Annotated in this window: 18 protein-coding genes and 1 pseudogene; 8 read left to right on the forward strand and 11 right to left on the reverse strand. The window is 65.1% G+C overall.

The window, feature by feature from the left end; genetic code table 11:
* Nucleotides 1-21: 21 nt before the first annotated feature.
* The gene (locus JOF56_RS02330; protein WP_209633908.1) at nucleotides 22-834 is read right to left on the reverse strand and encodes an SCO4651 family lipoprotein; all 813 of its coding nucleotides are present in this window, start codon (nucleotides 832-834) and stop codon (nucleotides 22-24) included.
* 170 nt (nucleotides 835-1,004) lie between these two features.
* Between JOF56_RS02330 and JOF56_RS59955 the strand changes: the two genes are divergently transcribed.
* Nucleotides 1,005-2,849, forward strand: coding sequence for a sensor histidine kinase (locus JOF56_RS59955; protein ID WP_209633910.1), 1,845 nt, complete (start codon nucleotides 1,005-1,007; stop codon nucleotides 2,847-2,849).
* On the opposite strand, the gene JOF56_RS02340 is transcribed toward JOF56_RS59955, so the two are convergent.
* The 3 genes and pseudogenes from JOF56_RS02340 to JOF56_RS59385 all read right to left on the reverse strand — a co-directional run.
* Nucleotides 2,829-3,584 (reverse strand): metallophosphoesterase, encoded by a 756-nt coding sequence (locus JOF56_RS02340; protein WP_307854885.1) that lies wholly within the window; start codon nucleotides 3,582-3,584, stop codon nucleotides 2,829-2,831. The genes JOF56_RS59955 and JOF56_RS02340 overlap by 21 nt on opposite strands.
* Nucleotides 3,585-3,688: 104 nt before the next feature.
* Nucleotides 3,689-4,285, reverse strand: coding sequence for an amino acid permease (locus JOF56_RS59380; protein WP_307854886.1), 597 nt, complete (start codon nucleotides 4,283-4,285; stop codon nucleotides 3,689-3,691).
* A pseudogene (locus tag JOF56_RS59385) lies at nucleotides 4,266-5,237 on the reverse strand (APC family permease); the annotation flags it as partial. The gene JOF56_RS59380 and the pseudogene JOF56_RS59385, both read right to left, overlap by 20 nt.
* 115 nt (nucleotides 5,238-5,352) lie before the next feature.
* Between JOF56_RS59385 and JOF56_RS02355 the strand changes: the two are divergent.
* Both JOF56_RS02355 and JOF56_RS02360 read left to right on the forward strand, forming a co-directional pair.
* Nucleotides 5,353-6,543 carry a Glu/Leu/Phe/Val dehydrogenase dimerization domain-containing protein gene (locus JOF56_RS02355; protein ID WP_307854887.1) on the forward strand — a complete coding sequence of 397 codons (1,191 nt, stop codon included), beginning with the start codon at nucleotides 5,353-5,355 and terminating at the stop codon, nucleotides 6,541-6,543.
* A 3-nt stretch (nucleotides 6,544-6,546) separates the two neighbouring features.
* The gene (locus tag JOF56_RS02360) at nucleotides 6,547-7,149 is read left to right on the forward strand and encodes a TetR/AcrR family transcriptional regulator (protein ID WP_209633914.1); all 603 of its coding nucleotides are present in this window, start codon (nucleotides 6,547-6,549) and stop codon (nucleotides 7,147-7,149) included.
* Here the strand turns inward: JOF56_RS02360 and JOF56_RS02365 are convergent.
* From JOF56_RS02365 to JOF56_RS02385, 5 genes are read right to left on the reverse strand one after another with little or no spacing between them, the layout of a single operon-like run.
* Nucleotides 7,131-7,526, reverse strand: a complete 396-nt coding sequence (locus JOF56_RS02365) for a thiamine pyrophosphate-dependent enzyme (protein ID WP_209633915.1) — start codon at nucleotides 7,524-7,526, stop codon at nucleotides 7,131-7,133. The two genes, JOF56_RS02360 and JOF56_RS02365, sit on opposite strands and share 19 nt — an antisense overlap.
* Nucleotides 7,527-7,586: 60 nt before the next feature.
* Complete coding sequence (locus JOF56_RS02370) at nucleotides 7,587-8,072, reverse strand: hypothetical protein (RefSeq protein ID WP_209647960.1); 486 nt, start codon at nucleotides 8,070-8,072, stop codon at nucleotides 7,587-7,589.
* Between the two features lie 2 nt (nucleotides 8,073-8,074).
* Entirely contained in the window at nucleotides 8,075-8,638 is a 564-nt protein-coding gene (locus JOF56_RS02375) for a thiamine pyrophosphate-binding protein (protein ID WP_245378953.1), read from the reverse strand.
* A gap of 8 nt (nucleotides 8,639-8,646) precedes the next feature.
* Nucleotides 8,647-10,626, reverse strand: coding sequence for an acetate--CoA ligase family protein (locus tag JOF56_RS02380; protein ID WP_209633919.1), 1,980 nt, complete (start codon nucleotides 10,624-10,626; stop codon nucleotides 8,647-8,649).
* Entirely contained in the window at nucleotides 10,623-11,789 is a 1,167-nt protein-coding gene (locus JOF56_RS02385; RefSeq protein WP_209633920.1) for an acyl-CoA dehydrogenase family protein, read from the reverse strand. Before JOF56_RS02385 ends, JOF56_RS02380 begins: the two co-directional genes overlap by 4 nt.
* A 176-nt stretch (nucleotides 11,790-11,965) precedes the next feature.
* On the opposite strand from JOF56_RS02385, the gene JOF56_RS02390 reads away from it, so the two are divergent.
* Complete coding sequence (locus tag JOF56_RS02390; RefSeq protein WP_209649128.1) at nucleotides 11,966-12,283, forward strand: hypothetical protein; 318 nt, start codon at nucleotides 11,966-11,968, stop codon at nucleotides 12,281-12,283.
* Nucleotides 12,213-12,458, forward strand: a complete 246-nt coding sequence (locus JOF56_RS02395; protein ID WP_209633922.1) for a response regulator transcription factor — start codon at nucleotides 12,213-12,215, stop codon at nucleotides 12,456-12,458. Before JOF56_RS02390 ends, JOF56_RS02395 begins: the two co-directional genes overlap by 71 nt.
* A 5-nt stretch (nucleotides 12,459-12,463) precedes the next feature.
* Here JOF56_RS02395 and JOF56_RS02400 read toward each other — a convergent pair whose 3' ends face one another.
* Both JOF56_RS02400 and JOF56_RS02405 read right to left on the reverse strand, forming a co-directional pair.
* On the reverse strand, nucleotides 12,464-12,937 hold the full coding sequence (locus JOF56_RS02400) for an ester cyclase (RefSeq protein WP_209633924.1): 474 nt from the start codon (nucleotides 12,935-12,937) through the stop codon (nucleotides 12,464-12,466).
* Nucleotides 12,938-13,182: 245 nt separating this feature from the next.
* Nucleotides 13,183-14,766 (reverse strand): ABC-F family ATP-binding cassette domain-containing protein, encoded by a 1,584-nt coding sequence (locus JOF56_RS02405; protein ID WP_209633926.1) that lies wholly within the window; start codon nucleotides 14,764-14,766, stop codon nucleotides 13,183-13,185.
* A gap of 181 nt (nucleotides 14,767-14,947) precedes the next feature.
* On the opposite strand from JOF56_RS02405, the gene modA reads away from it, so the two are divergent.
* From modA to JOF56_RS02420, 3 genes are read left to right on the forward strand one after another with little or no spacing between them, the layout of a single operon-like run.
* Nucleotides 14,948-15,718, forward strand: a complete 771-nt coding sequence (gene modA / locus JOF56_RS02410) for a molybdate ABC transporter substrate-binding protein (RefSeq protein ID WP_209633928.1) — start codon at nucleotides 14,948-14,950, stop codon at nucleotides 15,716-15,718.
* Nucleotides 15,719-15,743: 25 nt separating this feature from the next.
* Nucleotides 15,744-16,550, forward strand: a complete 807-nt coding sequence (locus tag JOF56_RS02415; protein ID WP_209633938.1) for an ABC transporter permease — start codon at nucleotides 15,744-15,746, stop codon at nucleotides 16,548-16,550.
* Entirely contained in the window at nucleotides 16,547-17,599 is a 1,053-nt protein-coding gene (locus JOF56_RS02420) for a sulfate/molybdate ABC transporter ATP-binding protein (RefSeq protein WP_209633940.1), read from the forward strand. Before JOF56_RS02415 ends, JOF56_RS02420 begins: the two co-directional genes overlap by 4 nt.
* The last annotated feature ends 17 nt before the right edge of the window (nucleotides 17,600-17,616 follow it).

The following is a 17,616-nucleotide window of genomic DNA, read 5'->3' on the forward strand; positions in this document are numbered from 1 at the left end:
GACGGCAATCGGGGCCTGGGTTCAGTTTCCGCCCTCGACCTCGTCTGCGGCTGGAACATCGATCTTGACTGGCTCGTCGTACGCGAAGAAGTCTGCGATGATCGTCCCGTCTCCGGAGATCCCCACCTGGAAGCGAGCAAGCCTGTTCTTGGCGTCAGTCCACAGCTTCACCGACCCCGGCTCGCCCGCGCCGAGCGGAGATTTGGCCGGATCGACAGTGACGATGTAACGAGTCGTTGGTACGCCACGAACTGTGTCAGATCCGTCCGGTGTCACTGTCGCGACTTCCTTGATCTCGTCAATGAACGACATCGGATCCCGCCCCGGTGACCGGCCGCCGCCAGCAGCTCCTCCGTCGCCGCCCAACTGGCCAAGCGACTGCTCAAGCTCCCCGATGTCCATCTTCTTCCAGGCGGATGGCGGAGCTCCGTCGGCGACAGTTCGCACATAGATGGTGGTGCCATCGGAGATGATGGCCAGTTTCATCTTCGGCCCGCCCATGTCCATAACAGACTCGATGGTGGAGCGGTTGTTCTTGAAGTCCATCGCTCCGGTGCTCGTCCAGAAACCGACACCAGTGTCGCCGCCCGCTTTGGCCTCGGCCTTCCATTCGAACTTGCACGAAGTGGACTCACGAGTAGTCTTTGCGGCGTTGGATATCAGAGCTTTGGGATCCGCACTGGGCTGACTGTCGGGTTTGGCAGGTGGTTGTGCATCTGCACCTGCCGAGCCGTTGCCCGGCTGTGGGCTGCCTGAGACCGCAGCCTGCTGGCAGCCCGCGAGAGCCAGCACGGATACGGCGACTACTGTCAGTACACCGAGTCGAGTACGCATCTGGCCCTTGGCCCCCTGGTTGCTTCTACCCTGATCTGGCATCAGCAACTCTGGATCAACGAAATACCCGAGCGGCAGGGGCTGTGGCAGGGAAAGGACGGGAAACTGTCCGGACGAGATTGGGACCTCGATCCCAGGACAAATCGGCCGGCAGGACGGACCATTACCGAGTGCCGCACTCCGCTCATCGGTTGACGACCTGGCTGACCTGGGTTTTGCTCACGGTCGCTGTCTCCGTGGCGACCGTTTCCGTCGTGCTGACCGCGGTCAACGGCAGGCACTGGTGGTATGCCCTTGCGAATGTGGCGATGAGCGCAGCGCTGGCCGTGTGCGGTGCCCTGTTGGCCACTCGGCGGTCCCGTAATCCCATCGGGTGGCTGCTGCTCGTTGGTGGGCTGGCCCACGCAGTCACAGCAGTGGCGCTTCCGTTGAACTACGCGCCTGGCCTGCACGCTTGGGTGCTGTCACTTGCCTTGCTGCTTCCACTGGCACTGTTGCTGTTCCCCACGGGTCGATTGCCCGGGCCGTCGTGGCAGATGCTCGTGTGGGCCCTGTTGGTAGCAACCCCCATGGTCGTCATCGACTGGATGCCAGCCCGGGTAGTGGAGTCTGTCCTGGCGGCGGCTGTACTCGCTTCCCTTGTTGTGCGGTATCTGCGTGGCGACGAGGTACTGAGGCGGCAACTGTTGTGGCCCGTGCTCGCGTTGATCGGCAATGCTCTGGCCTTCTTGCCGTGGCTCATGCGGCTCGGACCGATTCCCCTGTTGATCACGCCGGTTCTCGTACCGGCCGCGATCACCATCGCCTTGCTGCGTTATCGGCTGCTCGACATCAGGCTCGTGGTGTCGCGAGCATTGTTGTACCTGCTGCTGACCGTTGGTGTGATCGCGCTGTACTCCGGAGTTGTTCTCGTAATCGGCCGGGCATTGAACCTCGAGACGCACCTTGGTGTGGCCGCTCTGTCAGCGGTTGCAGTGGCTGTCCTTTTCAACCCGGTCAGGACTCGACTGCAACGAGTTCTTGATCGCACGCTCTATGGACATCGGCGCGACCCGGTCCGCGCATTGAGCCACCTCAGTGCGCGACTCGACGCTGAGATGGGCTCGTTGGACGATCTGCTGACGGCGGTCAGGGATGCGCTGCAACTCCCCTACGTCGCGTTCAGGCTCAGAGGGCGGGAGGTCGCCGCCTCCGGCTCAGCCGCAGGGGTTCTGGAGATCATTCCCCTGGCTGCATCCGGTACGGCGAGCGGCGAAATGGTCATCGGCGTGCGCCCTGGCCAGAGCCGGCTTGGCAGCCAGGATGTACACGTGTTGTCGGTGCTCGCGATCCCGCTTGGCGTGGCGCTCCGTGCGACGATGCTGTCCGAGGAGTTGCAACAGTCGAGGGAGCGGATTGTCGCCGCACGAGAGGAGGAACGGCGGCGGTTGCGGCGCGACCTGCACGACGGGCTGGGACCGACATTGAGCGGAGTCGCCTATGCCACTGACGCCGTGCGAAACCTTGCGCGTTCGGACCCCGACACGGCGGTGGACCTTCTGATGCGCCTGCGCGGCGATATCGGTGACGCGATCGTCGAGATCCGAAGGCTGGTCGAAGGCCTGCGGCCGCCAGCTTTGGACGAGCTGGGCCTGGTCGGCGCGCTGCATAGGGAAGCCGAGCGATTGTCCTACCAGGATGGTGGACGTCCTTTGACCGTGAGCGTGGACGCTCCCCCGGACATGCCGGAATTGCCTGCGGCGATAGAGGTTGCGGCGTACCGGATCAGCGCAGAAGCGTTGAACAACGCGGCGAAGCATTCTGGCGCTGAGAATGTCCGCGTGCGCATCACAGTGGGCGACGAGCTGCACATCCAGGTCCGTGACAATGGCACGCCCGGCCCTGACGGTTGGCTTCCTGGCGTTGGGCTGGCATCGATGTCCGAGCGTGCCGCCGAGGTCGGGGGCCGCTGCGAGGCGCGGCCAGGGCCGGACGGCGGAAACGTCGAAGCCGTGCTACCGCTTAAGCCCTGGTGACATGACCCGGTAATGCGTGGTCAGCCTGCGTTCGTCATCCAAGATGTGGAAGGCGATGGCGGGCGGCACCTCCAGATCGACGATCTTGTCGGACTCCCATGGCAGTATCAGCGTGGACACGACACCTGGCGCGACAAGCAGTGGGCGGTCTGCGAAGGTGCTCGCCGCGGCAGTGTGCGCGTGCCCGCACAGCACAGCGACGACATTGGAATACCGCGTGATCAGAGCAGCGAGCCGGTCCTCGCCGTGTTGCTTGATGTTGTCGATGTACGGCTGGTACAGCAGCACAGGAGGGTGGTGGAAGCACACGAAAACAGGCGCGTCCCCGGCCTCGATGAGTACAGATTCCAGCCATGTCAACGTTCCATCGGCAAGGAATCCCTCTGACCGCCCTGGAATGCTCGAATCGCACATGGCGAACACCGCGCCGCCGACGTGGTGCACTCGGTTGATGGGCTCGTTGCTGGCCTCTTCACCCAGCAACACCTCCCGGTATGGCCCACGGGCATCGTGGTTACCCGGGCAGTGCAGCAGCGTGTGAGGTCCTGCGAACAGTTTCGCGACCTGTTCATATTCCTCATGCAGCCCGTGGTCGGCGAGATCGCCGCTGACGATGACCGCATCGATGGTCCCGGTCAGGTCATTGAGATAGTTCAGGACGCTGGTCGCGCGCTCGATGCTTCGCTCGTCGTTGTCGATGTGGATGTCGCTCAAGTGCGCCAGAACGATCATCATGCTCCCCTCCCCAGTCGGTCTACCAGGACAACCGTATTGGGACAAGCTTGCTCGCGCTACCACCGTTGTGCCGGGCGGTTGGACTTCGAGGGAGCCACTGACGTCTACCGAACTGGTTGAGGCACCTCGACGAACTGGTCTGTGTGGGTCTGCCGCTGTCCCCAAAGCACGAACAGAACACCCACCAGCACTGACGCACCCAGCGGAATCAGTTGGCTGAGCGTGTATGACAGCCGTTGGCCGGCGAAGGCCGATGGCAGTGAGTCGTCAGGATTGCCGTCTGTGTCGAACCATCCAACGCCGAGCCCAGGCCAGATCAGGGTCGCGACGGTGAACGCCACCAGCAGGGTAGGTAGCAGCGTAACGACCCACGCGGTGCCCCATCCTCCAGGAATCCGGAACGGCCGCGGCACGTCAGGCATCTTCTTGCGCAGCACCAGCAATGACGGGAACGTGACGACGTAGGTCATGAAGGTCATCGAGATCGTCAGACCGAGCCCGGCTGCGAAATACTTCTCGGCTGATCCGCTCGTGAGGCTCAACGCGAGCGCCATCGTGATCGAAGCGAGGATCCCGGACAGCACGTTCACACGGATTGGTGTGCCTCGTTTCGCCGAGATCTCTCCCAACCAGCGTGGTCCGGCACCGTCCGCAGGCAACCGCTTGTGCGCGGTGAGCACCGATAGCCCAGCTGACGCCACTGGTGAGCAGACCGATGATCAACCCGGCCGCGCAGATGGTGCCGAAGACCTGGCCCGCGCCGGTGAGAGTGACGTTGCCCGCCGCGTCGACGGAGCCGCCGTAGACGGTCAGGACTGTTTTGCACGCGTCTATGAAGCCGGCCAGGCTCCCGATCCGGTCCGCCGGGACGACCAGCAGGATCCCCAGGATTGGGCCACCGTAGAGCAGAAAGGACGCGATACCGGATCGCAGGATCGCGAACGGGACGGTGCGTTGCGGGTCTCGCATCTCCTCCGTTGCCGTGGAGGGCAGTTCGAAGCCGACGAAGTTGTAGATCACGAACGGCACCAACGCGATGAATCCGACGTAGGTCGGGGTGAAACTGCCTGGCGACAGCGGCTGGACACCGTGCTGGAACCCGTAGACGACCACCGACACGGTGAAGAAGCCCAAAAGCACGATACGGGCGATCGCGCCGGCCGTCGGCACCCATTTGCCGATCCGAATCGAGGTGGCCACAGCGAGCACGCCGAGCCAGATGAAGACCAGACCGGCGATGTACGTGCCGGTTTCGCCTAGATCCACGAAGAATGTCTCGAACGTGGTGAGTGCGATGACAGTCAGGCTGCCACCGACCCACACAGGGTTGGTCAGCCAGTAGAGCACCTGATTGACACCGGCGATCCGACGGCCGAACGCGAGTTTGGTCCACACGTACGGTCCGCCCTCGACCGGAAACGCGGTGCCCAGTTCAGCTACCAGCAGTCCGTAGGGAAAGAAGAAGACGATGGCCAGGATGACCATCCACGTCAGGCCTTCCGGGCCTTTGGCCGCGACACTTCCGATGGTGTCGAGGCCGACCAGGGTGCACAGCAGGAAGAACACGACGTCCACCCGGCGCAAGGACTGCCGTAACCGCGAACGCTGCTTGTCCCAGCCGGCGCCGAGTGCGTCCGCCATGACGACCTCCATAACTGGTTCGTCAGTCAGTTATTTCGCATACGGTGACCAGGGTCACCCAATTGTGTCAAGGCTTGTCAGCAAAGTGCCTGCTTGACACTGGCAAGCGGCCAGGGATACTGACTGAGTGATCAATCAAGTTAAGTCGCCTTATCTTCAGGTGACATGGCACGATCCGGTCACCGGGCGACCGGGCTTCCTGGTCATCGACAGGCTCGTGCGCGGCGTGTGCAGCGGAGGCCTGCGGATGCGCGCCGGTTGCACGCTCGCTGAAGTCGCCGGCCTCGCTGCCGGTATGACAGCGAAAGAGGCGCTCAACTACCACCCGGATGGGCGCTACATTCCGCTGGGTGGCGCGAAAGGCGGCATCGACTTCGATCCTCGCGACCCGGGCGCCAAGGATGTCCTGCGCCGGTACCTGATCGCGGTTCGCCCCTACATCGAGCGGTTCTGGACGATGGGCGAGGACCTCGGGCTGCACCAGGACACCATCGACGAGGTGCTGGCGGAGCTGGGCATGCAGTCGTCGATCCAGGCGGTCTATCCGCTGCTCGACGATGAAACCAAGGCGCGCCAACGGCTCGCGGACGCGTTCGCGATCTCGGTGGACGGGATCGGGCTGGACGAACTGGTCGGTGGCTGCGGTGTCGCGGAGGCCGCGTTGGTCGGCATCGAACGGCTTGATCTCGAGCAACCGCGTGCGTTCGTCCAGGGTTTCGGCTCGATGGGTGGCGCCACCGCGAGGTTCCTCGCGAGAGCCGGTGTTCCCGTGGTCGGTATCGCGGACGCGGCCGGCGTCGTGGCCAACTCGGGCGGCCTGGATGTTGAGCGGCTGCTGCTCACTCGCGACGAGTTCGGGACGATTGCGCGTGAGCAGTTGCGTGACAGTGATCGTGAGCTGCCGCGGTCCGCATGGCTCGATATTGAGGCCTCGGTTCTGATTCCGGCAGCTGTCTCGTACGCGATCGACAACGCCGACGCAGTACACGCGAAACTGATCGTCGAGGCCGCGAACTTGCCAGTGACGGTCGAGGCCGAGGCAGGTTTGACCGACCGCGGCGTGCTTGTCGTCCCGGACGTGGTGGCCAATTCGGCGACCAATTCATGGTGGTGGTGGACGTTGTTCGGCGACATCGACGCCAACGCCGACGCGGCGTTCGGCAAGATCCGGGACACCATGCGCCGACTTGTTGCCAGCGTTCTTGATCGGGCTTCAGCAGACAAAACCACCCCGCGAGCCGCGGCGGCCACACTCGCAGCGGACGCGTCCGAGTTGATCTCGCGGCGATTCGGGCCTGCGGCGGCAAGTACGGTGTGAGCCATGCCCCGCCCCAGCGTCGAAGCCGAACGCAAGGACCAGATCCTGCGAGCGACCTGCCAGGTCATCGCCGAACAAGGCTACGTCAACCTACGTGTGTCCGATGTGGCCAAACAGGCGGGAGTCAGCGGCGGCACCGTCCACTATTACTTCGACAGCAAACGCGACCTCGTACACGCCGCTTTCGAGTACAACTTTGCGCGCTCGCTGGAGCGCCGCAGGTGGATCCTTGATTCTCCGGACGATCCCGTCTCCAGGCTGCGGTTCGTGATCGATTCCTATCTGCCGCTGGATGAGGAAACCATTGAGGCGTGGCGAGTCTGGGCGGCGTTGTGGGCCGAAGGGCTGCGGGAGCCGAACCTGCAAGAGCTCAACGAGCGGATGTACGGCGCCTGGCGCCGTCTGGTCGCCGGCATCATCCGGGACGGCCAGGACGGCGGTCAGATTCGCGGCGGCGACCCGGTGCAGTTCGCCAACATGCTGGTCGCGATGATCGACGGAATGGCTTTCCAGGTGCTGCTCGGGTCACAGAACATGACCGTCCAGCGCATGAAGGCCACGTGCCTGGCTTACGTGGAGGACCTCCGTCAGGGCTCGACGACGTGAATCAGCGTCGGCCGGTCGGCTTCGAACGCCTCCCTCAGCGCGCCCGCAAGGTCATCCGGTTCAGTGATGCCATGGCACCCGAAGGAACGCGCGAGAGCCGCGAAATCAGGTGACGGCAGGTCGACGGCGATCGGGTTGTCGCCGCGCGCCTGCATCTCTCGTTTGATCTCGCCGTATCCACCGTTGTCGACGACGATGACCGGGAGCGGCATACGCAGCGCCGCCGCTGTCGCAAGCTCGGGTGCGGTGAACATGAAGCCGCCATGGCCGTGCAGCGCGGCCACTCTGGCGAACTGGCGGCCGAGTTTCGCACCGATGGCCGCGGGCAGGCCGAGACCCGTTGGATACAGAAACGGGCCGGGCACATATCGCGGCACCGTAGTAGCAGGCCATCGCACTGTCACCGGCCAGGATTCCGTCCCGGCAGAGCACGTCGGTCAACGCGCCCACGATGGACAACCACGCACCGCCTCCACCTCAGCTTCGGTGGCGATCCTGGCGCGCCACTTGTAGGCGCGTTCCGGGTCAGAGCGGGACTCCACCAACGGCAGCAAGGCGGCGAGTGTTTGTGCGGCGTCGCCGACCAGCGTTATGTCCGGCAGCGCGTTGGTCACGATCTGGACGGGGTCGATGTCGATCCGGATCAGCTCACCGTTGAAAGTGAGCGGGCCGTTCCATAGATCGGACGGCGCCAATTCAGTGCCGACGGCCAGCACCACGTCGCAATCGGCCACGAACTCGGCCGTGGAAGGGGGATGAAGTCCGGCTCCGAGGCTGTAAGCGTGGTCTTCCGGCAGGATGCCTTTACCGTTAGCAGTCGAGACAACCGGCGCCGCCAGACGGGTCGCGAGTTGGGCCACCTCGGCAGCGGCGGCGCCTGCACCGCCGCCAACAATGATCCCTGGCCTGTGCGCGGATCGCAGAGCTACCGCCGCGACGACTGGGTCCGCCGTCGTCCGGTGATCGCGACTGGGTCGATGATTCTGATGTCCGCCACCGCGTCGAGCAGGTCGAACGGAATCTCCAGGTGGCGAGGGCGTCGGCGACCGGACGTCATCTCGGCAAACGCTTGCGCAACAGCCAAAGAGATCTCGCCGACACTCAGAACCCGGTGGCTCCCTGCGGTGACCGTCTCCATCGCGCCGGTCTGGTCTCGTACTTCGTGCAACATCCCGGGCCCGCGGCCGGGGTGGTCGGCGGGTGGGCCCGGCGAGATCAACAGTATGGGCACAGAATCCGAGTAGGCCTGTGCAGCGGCCGTCGCCGCGTTCAGGATCCCGGGCCCACTGGTGATGATGCAGACACCTGGCTTGCCTGTGGCACGGGCATATCCGTCGGCAGCGAATCCAGCGCCTTGTTCGTGTCGAGGTGAGATGTGCTGGATGCCCAGGTGTGCGTAGATCCCGAGGTTGTGGGTTCCGGAAATGCCGAACACTACTTCCACCTCGTGGGCCGCGAGGGATTCCACCAGCGCGGCGCCGCCAGTCATCCTGGGCACTACGAGACCTCTACGACAAGCGCGTCCACGGCAAGAGGACCGTCCACAGTGACGCGCACCGGATTAAGCTCGACTTCGGCGATATCCGGACGTGCTGTGATCAGCTCGGAGACCGCGGCGATCAAATCGGCCAGGCCCCGTTTGTCCACTGCGGACCGGCCACGCCATCCGTCGAGCAGGGGTGCGCAGCGCAGCCGATGGAGCATTTCCAGAGCCTGTTGTGAGTCGACTGGCGCAAGTTCGACTGTCGTGTCGCGACGGAGTTCTACCTCGATGCCCCCGGCGCCGACCATGACCACTGGTCCGAAGGACGGGTCTCGGCGAGCGCCTACGATCATTTCGACCACGTGCGGCCGGGTGTCCATCTCTTCGACGACGTATCGGCCTGGCCCAATCCGCGCGACCAGGTCCGCATGGGCGGCGACGACTTCGTTCCTGTCTGTCAGCCCGAGCACCACACCGCCGGCTTCGCTCTTGTGCGACAGCCAGTCCGCCTTCAGAACGTACGGCGCGCGCAGGCTCTCCAACTGGACCACCCCGTTGACCTCGGCATACGCCGGGAACCGGACCCCAATCGCGCTGAGGAGCTCCCGGGCAGCCAGATAGCCGGAGCCCACAGTGCCCGTCAGTCGACCGACTCGGGACATGGCTCGCGGCACGGCCCGCGGTGACCGCACTCCCCCGCCGAGTGCGGTCAGCGCGGAGTCGACGTCCCGATACACCGGGATGCCCTGGTTCCGCAGTGCATCCACTGTGGAACACGACTCAGACATGCTGTGGACCACAGTAGCCGGGCCGAGTTCAGCGACCACTTCCAGCTCACGGCCCTGCAGGGTTGCCGTGTCCACGCCGTAGCTGCCGAAATACCCGGTCAGCAGCACGGTGTCGACTTCTTCGCTTGACGTGAGCATGCCTGCGACGCGGCTGTAGACCCCGAGGTCCTGTTCGCCCGCACCAGCGAGATCGACCGGGTTACGGGTGGTGGCCCCCTCCGGAAGCCACTGCGCGAGCTGCGCGGACAGTGCGTCCGAAAGTCTGGGGACCCGCAGCCCGGCAGCGATCGCGAGGTCAGCCGCGATCGCGCCCTGACCGCCGCTGTCGGCAAGAATCGCGAGCCGATCTCCCGCCGGATTTGTCCGGAGCAAAAGCTGAGCCACAGCGGCTGCCTCGGCAGGAGTGCGGACACGGATCGCGCCCGCAGCGCGGCACGCGGCATCGACGACGTCCAATGGCGCCGTCAGAGCGCCGGTGTGCGAACGCGCTGCTTCTCGGCTCGCGTCGCTTCCACCGACTGTGAGGAGGACCGTCGGTTTACCAGCCTCCCGAAGCCGTGCGACGGTACGCACCAGGACGCGACCATCGCCGAAGTCCTCGGCGTACAGCGCGACCATCCGTGTCGGCTCGTGGTCCACGAGGTCTTCCAGAACATCCCGGATCGTGACGTCCGTCTGGTTGCCGACCGACACGAACCGGGACACGCCGATGCCCTGGGCCGCCGCGAGGTTGGCGATCTCAACGCCGAGCTGTCCGCTTTGGGAGACGATTCCCAGCGAACCGGCCGTAAAGCTCCCCCACGCGAGCCGCAGTTCGGCCGCGGCGTCGTAGAGACCCAGGCAGTTGGGGCCGATCATCCGGGCACTGGCCGCCTGGACCCGCTTGCCCAGATCCTCTTCGAAACCACCAGCCGAGATGACGATCAATCCGCGAACGCCGAGTTCGAGCGCCTCGTCAACGACTACGCCGGCCGTCGATGCCGGAATCGTCAGAACAACGAGTTCTGGGACCTCTGGCAAGTCGCTGAGACGGCGATACGACGGCCGATCAAGCACAATGGAAGCCGTGGCGTTGACGAGGTACACCGCTCGGCGGTGTACGGCGGAGATGGCACCACGCGCGAGCCAGTTACCCCATTTCGCGGGGTGGTCACTGGCGCCGACGACTGCCACGGATGCGGGGTCACGGAAGACCGCTAGGGTCATGGCCGGGCCAGCCGACGGGAGATGACCAGCCGTTGGATGTCGGAGGTGCCCTCTTCGATCTCCTCCAGTTTGGCGTCGCGCATCCATTTCTCGGCGAGGAACTCCTGGGAGTACCCCCAGCCGCCGAGTGTCTGGACGGCGGCCCAGGTGCACCACATCGCGTTCTCCGAGCTGACGAGCTTGGCCATCGCGGCTTCCGGGGTGACGTCCTCGCCCGCGTCGAAAAGCTGGGCTGCGCGCGTTGTCAACAGCCGTGAAATATCCACCTTGGTGGCCATATCGGCGAGCCGGAACGCGACCGCCTGATGCTCGATGATCGGTACGCCGAACTGCTGGCGCTGCTTCGCGTAGTCCGTAGCCAGGTCCAGCGCGGCGCGGGACAGACCGGTGGTGGCGGCACCGATGAGAATCCGGGAGGCGTCGAACGTACGCATCAGACCGTAGAAACCCTGGCCCTCCTCACCGAGCCGGTTCACCACAGGGACCTGGACGTTGTCCAGGAACACCTCGGCGTTGACGATCGCGCGTTGGCCCAGTTTTCGCATCGGCTTGCCCACTGTGAGGCCCTTGGACTCGCGATCGACGACGAATGCGGTCACCCCTTTGCTGCGCGATCCTGGATTCACCGTCGCGAAGATCACGAACGACTGCGCGTAGGGCGCGTTGGAGATCCAGGTCTTCTGTCCGTTGAGGACGTAGTGGTCCCCTCGCCGGGCCGCCGTGGTGCGCAGGGAGGCCGCGTCGGAGCCGACATCGGGCTCGGTGACTGCGAGCGCTGTCAAAGGCGGGTCGACTCCGCACAGCGGTTCCAGCCAACGTGCACGTTGCTCAGCGGAACCGAGCTCCAGGATCGGCGCGGCGTAGAAACCATTGGAGGTGATCAGATTGCCGATCCCGATGTCGCCGCGGCACAGCTCTTCCTGGACCCTGACCTGGGTCAGCAGATCCGTGACACCGCCGCCACCGGCATCCGCGGGCAGCATGAAAGCCGTCAGCCCGATTTTCGCCGCCGCACGCCACAGGTCCAGCGGGGATTCGACCTGCGCGTCGTCCACCGCACGGGCCACAGGCCTGATGTCGCGCTCTGCGAAGTCCGTTGCCAGTTCGAGGAACTGGCGCTGCTCGGCAGTCAACTGGATCGCGTCACGAACTGGGCGTGCCATGACTCCTCCGAAAATTAACTGGCCAGTCAGTTATACAACTTCGCCTGCGGTGCAACGCTTTGTCAAGAGCGGGGCAGATCCCTGTGATACTTCCACTCATGACCTTGATCGGCCGCGCTGACGGTGGCTGATCTGCTGCGCCTGTCCGGCGGTCCGGGGCTACCGCTGCTGGCCCGTTGCATCGCCCGGTCTTCGCTCAGGGCCTGGTGCCTGCGGAGTTGTCGCGCGGCCGGCTGGACCAGGCGTGGCAGTGGATCAGCTTGATGGAGCAGTCCGTGGCCGAAAGCCGGGGCGGTGACGTGCCGGCCAACCGGGAGGGCCACATCGCGTTGAGCCGTGCAACCGTGCATATGGCCGACGAAGAGCCGACACAAGCCATCGAATGGGCGAGCAAAGCGGCTCTGGCGTTCGGCGGGATCGACCATGTCCTGCAGGAGGTCGAATGCCGGGAGGTCCACGGCGGGAGCCACCCTTCCGCACCTGACCGTTCGTGAGACAGAGGTCGCCCAGCTGGTTGCGGACGGTCTGACCAACAAGGAGATCATGCAGCGGCTACGGCTCAGCAGACGCACCGTCGAGACACATGTCTCCAACATCCGGGCGAAACTGGATGTGACATCCAGGGCCGCGCTCGCCGCAGCGGTCATCCGTGCTGGTCAGTCGTCCTAGCCCGCTCAGGATGCCTGAGCCGCGGCGACCGTGATCTTCTTCTTGCGCATGGGCTTGGTCTCCCCGACCATCGTGGTGTCCGGGCGGACGCCCAGTTGGTCAAGCAGTTCCAGGTCGTCACGCACGCAGTAGTGCGTCGCGAGCCGGCCGTCACGGCCCTCGTAGATGTGCACCTGTTCCACGCTGACCGTGCACCGAGTTGGTGCGACGCCGAGGTACTCACCTATGTGCACGCCTGAGAACCTCAACCGCACCACGATCGTGGTGCCTTCGGCTACCAATCCCAGCACGTCCCACCGCGCTTCGCTGAACGATCGCCGCAACGCCTGGACGGAGCTTTTGAACCAGTCCGGTCCAGCCGACACACCGAGATCAGCGAAGTCGGGCGTCAGATAGTCGTCGATCTTCGAGATCTTCCCGTCGTTGAACGCCCGGCACAGCTCCAGCACAAGGCGCTTGTAATGAGCAGTCCCCGTCATTGCTTCCTCGACTCTCTCCCCAGGAGGTCCCCTACCCCGGACAATGGTGGCCCACGGCAAAGATCAGCGCTTCGTGGTAATTACGCACATCCTGTCGAGCTTCTACGTACGAAGCTCCCGAACGTAGCGACGTCGCACCTGTGGGTAGCCAAAGGGGCAACTCGCCGCGCTCCTCATGTCTTCAGCAGACGATCGAAAGTACCCACTAGACGTCTATCGACCGGTCGAGGTTCCACTTCGTTCTCTCACTTCACCTGGCCCTCCCGGAGGACCAGTTCGGCGCCGTCCCAACTGCGACGCAGCCACCGGTCGTGCGACGCGATCACGACGGCTCCCGGAGCGGACCGCAGCGCCTCCTCCAGCTCCTCGACGAGACTGAGCGACAGGTGGTTGGTGGGCTCGTCGAGCAACAGCACGTCCGGTGGGTTGCCGATCAGCATGGCCAAAGCCAGCCTGCGCCGCTGCCCGACCGACAGGTGGCTCACTGGGCGGTCCAGGTCATGCGGCGCGACCAGTCCCAGGTCGGACAGCGGGACCGAACCGGAGTAAAGCTGCCGCGCGGTCTTGGTCGGTTCGGCGAAGACGACGTCCTGTTCCAGCAAACCGATCCGGACGCCGTGCGCCTGGCGCACCTCGCCGTCGTCGGGTGCGAGCCGACCGGCGAGCACCTGCAACAGGGTCGACTTCCCGGCGCCGTTCGAGCCAGTGATCATGAGCCGATCCCCCATCTCGACGTCGAGATTCCCGATGTCGAGACGGCTGTCGACCCGGATGTGGCGCAACGAGAGAGCCAGCTTGTCGGTCGACGGAGCCGTCGTCAGGTCCGCCGAGAACCGTAAGGGCTTCGGTGGCTTGCGGACCTGTGTACGGGTCAGCTCATCGAGCCGGTGTTGCGCGTTGCGGACGCGCCGGGAGATCTGTTTCTGAACGCGACCACCGAAGAAGTCGTAGCTCATCTTGTCGTTGTCGCGTGGTGCACGGTTATGCGCGACACCGCGCGCCGTGACGGCCACCGCGTGCTTGAGCTGTTTGAGCTCGCTCTGCTCGGTCTCGTACTGCTGCTCCCACCGCGCGCGTTCCGCGCGCTTCGCGTCGAGATAGTCCTTGTAGGCGCCGCCGTACAGCGTGGTCCCGTCGCGTGTCGGATCCAGGTCGATGATGGCCGTGCAGACAGCGTCGAGGAAGACCCGGTCATGGGACGCCACGACGACCACCCCGGGCAGCCGATTGAGCCGGCTCTCCAGGAAGACCATGGCGTCGTCATCCAGGTGGTTCGTCGGCTCATCCAGCAGCAACGCCTGCGGTTGCCTGATCAGCAACGCGGCCAGGCCGAGCCGGGACCGTTGACCACCCGACAGCGAGCCGAGCAATCGGTCAGTGCCGATACCGGCGAGGCCGAGGCCTTCAAGCACGAGTGCCGCACGCCTGTCGGCATCCCAGATGTCGTGCGCCTGCGCCCACTCCAGAACGTCGCCGTACTCCGACAACGCTTCAGGATCGTCGAGCTGGCCACTGAGATGAGCCAGCCGTTGCTCCGCCACGCGGATCTCCGCCAACGCGTCGTCGATGACGTCCTGAACCGACTGGCCCAGACCGTAAGGCGACTCCTGCGTCAGGAATCCGTAGTCCGGCGGTCGGATGATCTCGCCGTTGTCGGGTTCCTCGGCTCCCGCGAGGAGCCGGAGCAACGTGGACTTGCCCGCACCGTTCTCGCCAACCAGGCCCAGGCGCTGGCCGGGAGACGCGGTCAGGGACACGCCGTCGAGCACGCGCCGGTCTTCGTAGACCTTGCCGAGATCGCGGGCAAGCAGATAGGGGGATTTAGACATCGCACACCGCCGTGAAAGCTCATGGGTGGACATCCGCCGGGCGAGCAGCCTCGGGCGCGGACGGGTGGCGATGTCAGATCTTCATGGTGATTACAACGCTAACAACATCCGCAAACGAATATTGGACCTCCGCGAATGCTGACGTAGATTGCGTACAGTTCCGCAGATACGGAGGTTTGCCGTGAAGAGACTGGTGGCGCTGCTCGTGGCGTCGATCGCACTGGCCGGGTGTGGCAGCACTGGTCAACAGCAGCCCGCAGCCACTGGTCCGGCCACCTCGGGCCAGAACGTCACCGGCGAGATCACGGTGTTCGCCGCGGCGTCGTTGACCGAGACGTTCACCCAGCTCGGCAAAGACTTCGAGGCCGCCAACCCGGGCGCGAAGGTCAAGTTCAACTTCGGCGGCAGCTCGGCACTGGCTCAGCAGATCAACCAGGGCGCGCCCGCAGACGTGTTCGCGTCGGCCAGCCCGACGAACATGAAGCAGGTCACGGAGACCGGTGCGGTCACGTTCGTGCGCAACAAACTGCAGATCGCGGTAGGCAAGGGCAACCCGCTGAAGATCGCAACGCTGGCCGATGTGATCAAGCCGGAGGTGAAGCTGGCGCTCTGCGCGGAGCAGGTCCCGTGTGGCGCGGCGGCGAAGAAGGCGTTCGAGGCGGCCAAGCTGACGCCCAAGCCGGTCACGCTGGAGCAGGACGTCAAGGCGACGCTGACGAAGGTCAAGCTCGGCGAGGTCGACGCCGCGCTGGTTTACCGGACAGACGTCGCCGCCGCGGCCAAGGATGTGGACGGCGTGGACTTCCCGGAGGCCGCGCAGGCGATCAACGACTACCCGATCGTGACGCTGCCCAAGGCGCCGAACTCCGCCGGTGGCAAGGCGTTCATGGACTTCGTGCTGTCCGACAAGGGCCGTCAGGTGCTGGCCAAGGCAGGGTTCGACGCCCCGTGACGCGGCCAGCGCCCACACTTGCACCATGACGACTGCTCGGCGGGTGGTACGGACTCGGATACCGCCGGTATTGGTGATTCCGGCGCTGGTCGGCCTGGCGTTCCTGGTGCTTCCGTTGATCGGGTTGGTGATCAGGTCGCCGTGGTCGACATTGATCGACCAGCTGAGCACGGCCGAGGTCGGCGACGCCCTCCGGTTGTCCCTTGTCTGCGCCACATCCGCGACGGTGATCTGCCTGGTGCTGGGCGTGCCGCTGGCGTGGCTCCTCGCACGGACCACCTTTCCGGGCAGACGGATCGCGCGAGCGTTCGTCACCGTGCCGTTGGTGCTGCCGCCGGTGGTCGGTGGCGTCGCGCTGCTGCTGGTTTTCGGGCGGCGCGGCGTGGTCGGCCAGTATCTGGATTCGTGGTTCGGCGTCTCGTTGCCGTTCACCACCGCAGGGGTCGTTGTCGCCGAGGCGTTCGTCGCGATGCCGTTCCTCGTCATCGCCGTTGAGGGTGCGCTGCGAGGTGCGGACCCGCGGTTTGAGGAAGCGGCGGCGACTCTCGGCGCTTCGCGTTGGATGGCTTTCCGACGGGTCACGCTGCCGACCGTTGCTCCCGGCATCGCAGCAGGCGCCGTGCTGTGCTGGGCGCGTGCGCTCGGTGAGTTCGGCGCGACGATCACATTTGCCGGCAATTATCCGGGGACCACGCAGACGATGCCGCTCGCGGTGTACCTGGCTCTCGAAAGGGACCCGGACAGTGCGGCCGTGCTGAGCCTGGTGCTGCTGGCGGTGTCGATCGTGATCCTGGTCAGTTTGCGGGACCGCTGGATCGGACCGCGCGCATGACACTGCACGCGGACCTTTCGGTTCAGATCGGATCGTTCGCTCTGAACGCCGGCTTCGATGTGGAGCCAGGAACCACGCTCGCGTTGCTTGGCCCGAACGGCGCTGGTAAGAGCACCGCCTTGCGCGCGCTTGCTGGCCTGCGTCCGATGAGCGGCGGCGCCATCACCTTGAACGGGCGCATGCTGGACGAGCCCGGTCAAGATCTGTTCGTGCCGCCTGAGCGTCGATCGGTCGGGGTGGTGTTCCAGGACTACCTCCTGTTCGGCCATCTGTCCGCTGTGGACAACGTGGCTTTTGGACTGCGGGCCCGGGGGCAGCGCAAGCGGGACGCGCAAGTCGAGGCCGCTGCTTGGCTCGATCGCGTGGGTCTGGCTCCACAGGCGCGCCACAAGCCCCGGCAGTTGTCGGGCGGCCAGGCTCAACGGGTGGCTCTCGCACGTGCCCTGGCCATCCGGCCGGACCTGTTGTTGCTCGACGAGCCCCTCGCGGCCCTGGACGCGGCAACACGAATCCAGATACGGGCACAGTTGCGTAAGCACCTTGACGACTACGAAGGGGCGACCGTGCTCGTAACGCACGACCCGCTCGACGCCATGGTGCTCGCGGACCGTCTGCTCGTCGTCGAGAACGGCTCCGTGGTGCAGGAAGGCACGCCTGTCGAGATCGCTCGCCGACCGCGTACTGACTACATCGCGGCGCTCGTCGGACTGAATCTGTATCGCGGTGTCGCTGACGGAGCGACCGTCAAGCTCGACGAAGGTGGCGTGATCACGACCGCGCACGCGACGACAGGCGCGGTGTTCGTCGCGTTTCCTCCGACCGCGGTGAGCCTGCACCGCACGAGGTCTGAGGGCAGCCCTCGGAATACATGGCTCGCTGAAGTGACCGGCATCGAGCAGCACGCCGACACCATGCGTGTACGGCTGACGGGCACTCCCGACTTGCTCGCGGACGTCACGACGGCGGCCGTCGCCGAACTCTTGTTGTCGCCCGGCCAGCAGGTGTGGGTCTCTGTCAAGGCCACCGAGACCCACACTTACCCAAGCTGAACCCGCAGGTCAGCGCC

Origin of the sequence: Kibdelosporangium banguiense (assembly GCF_017876405.1) — a bacterium.
GTDB classification, from domain to species: domain Bacteria; phylum Actinomycetota; class Actinomycetes; order Mycobacteriales; family Pseudonocardiaceae; genus Kibdelosporangium; species Kibdelosporangium banguiense.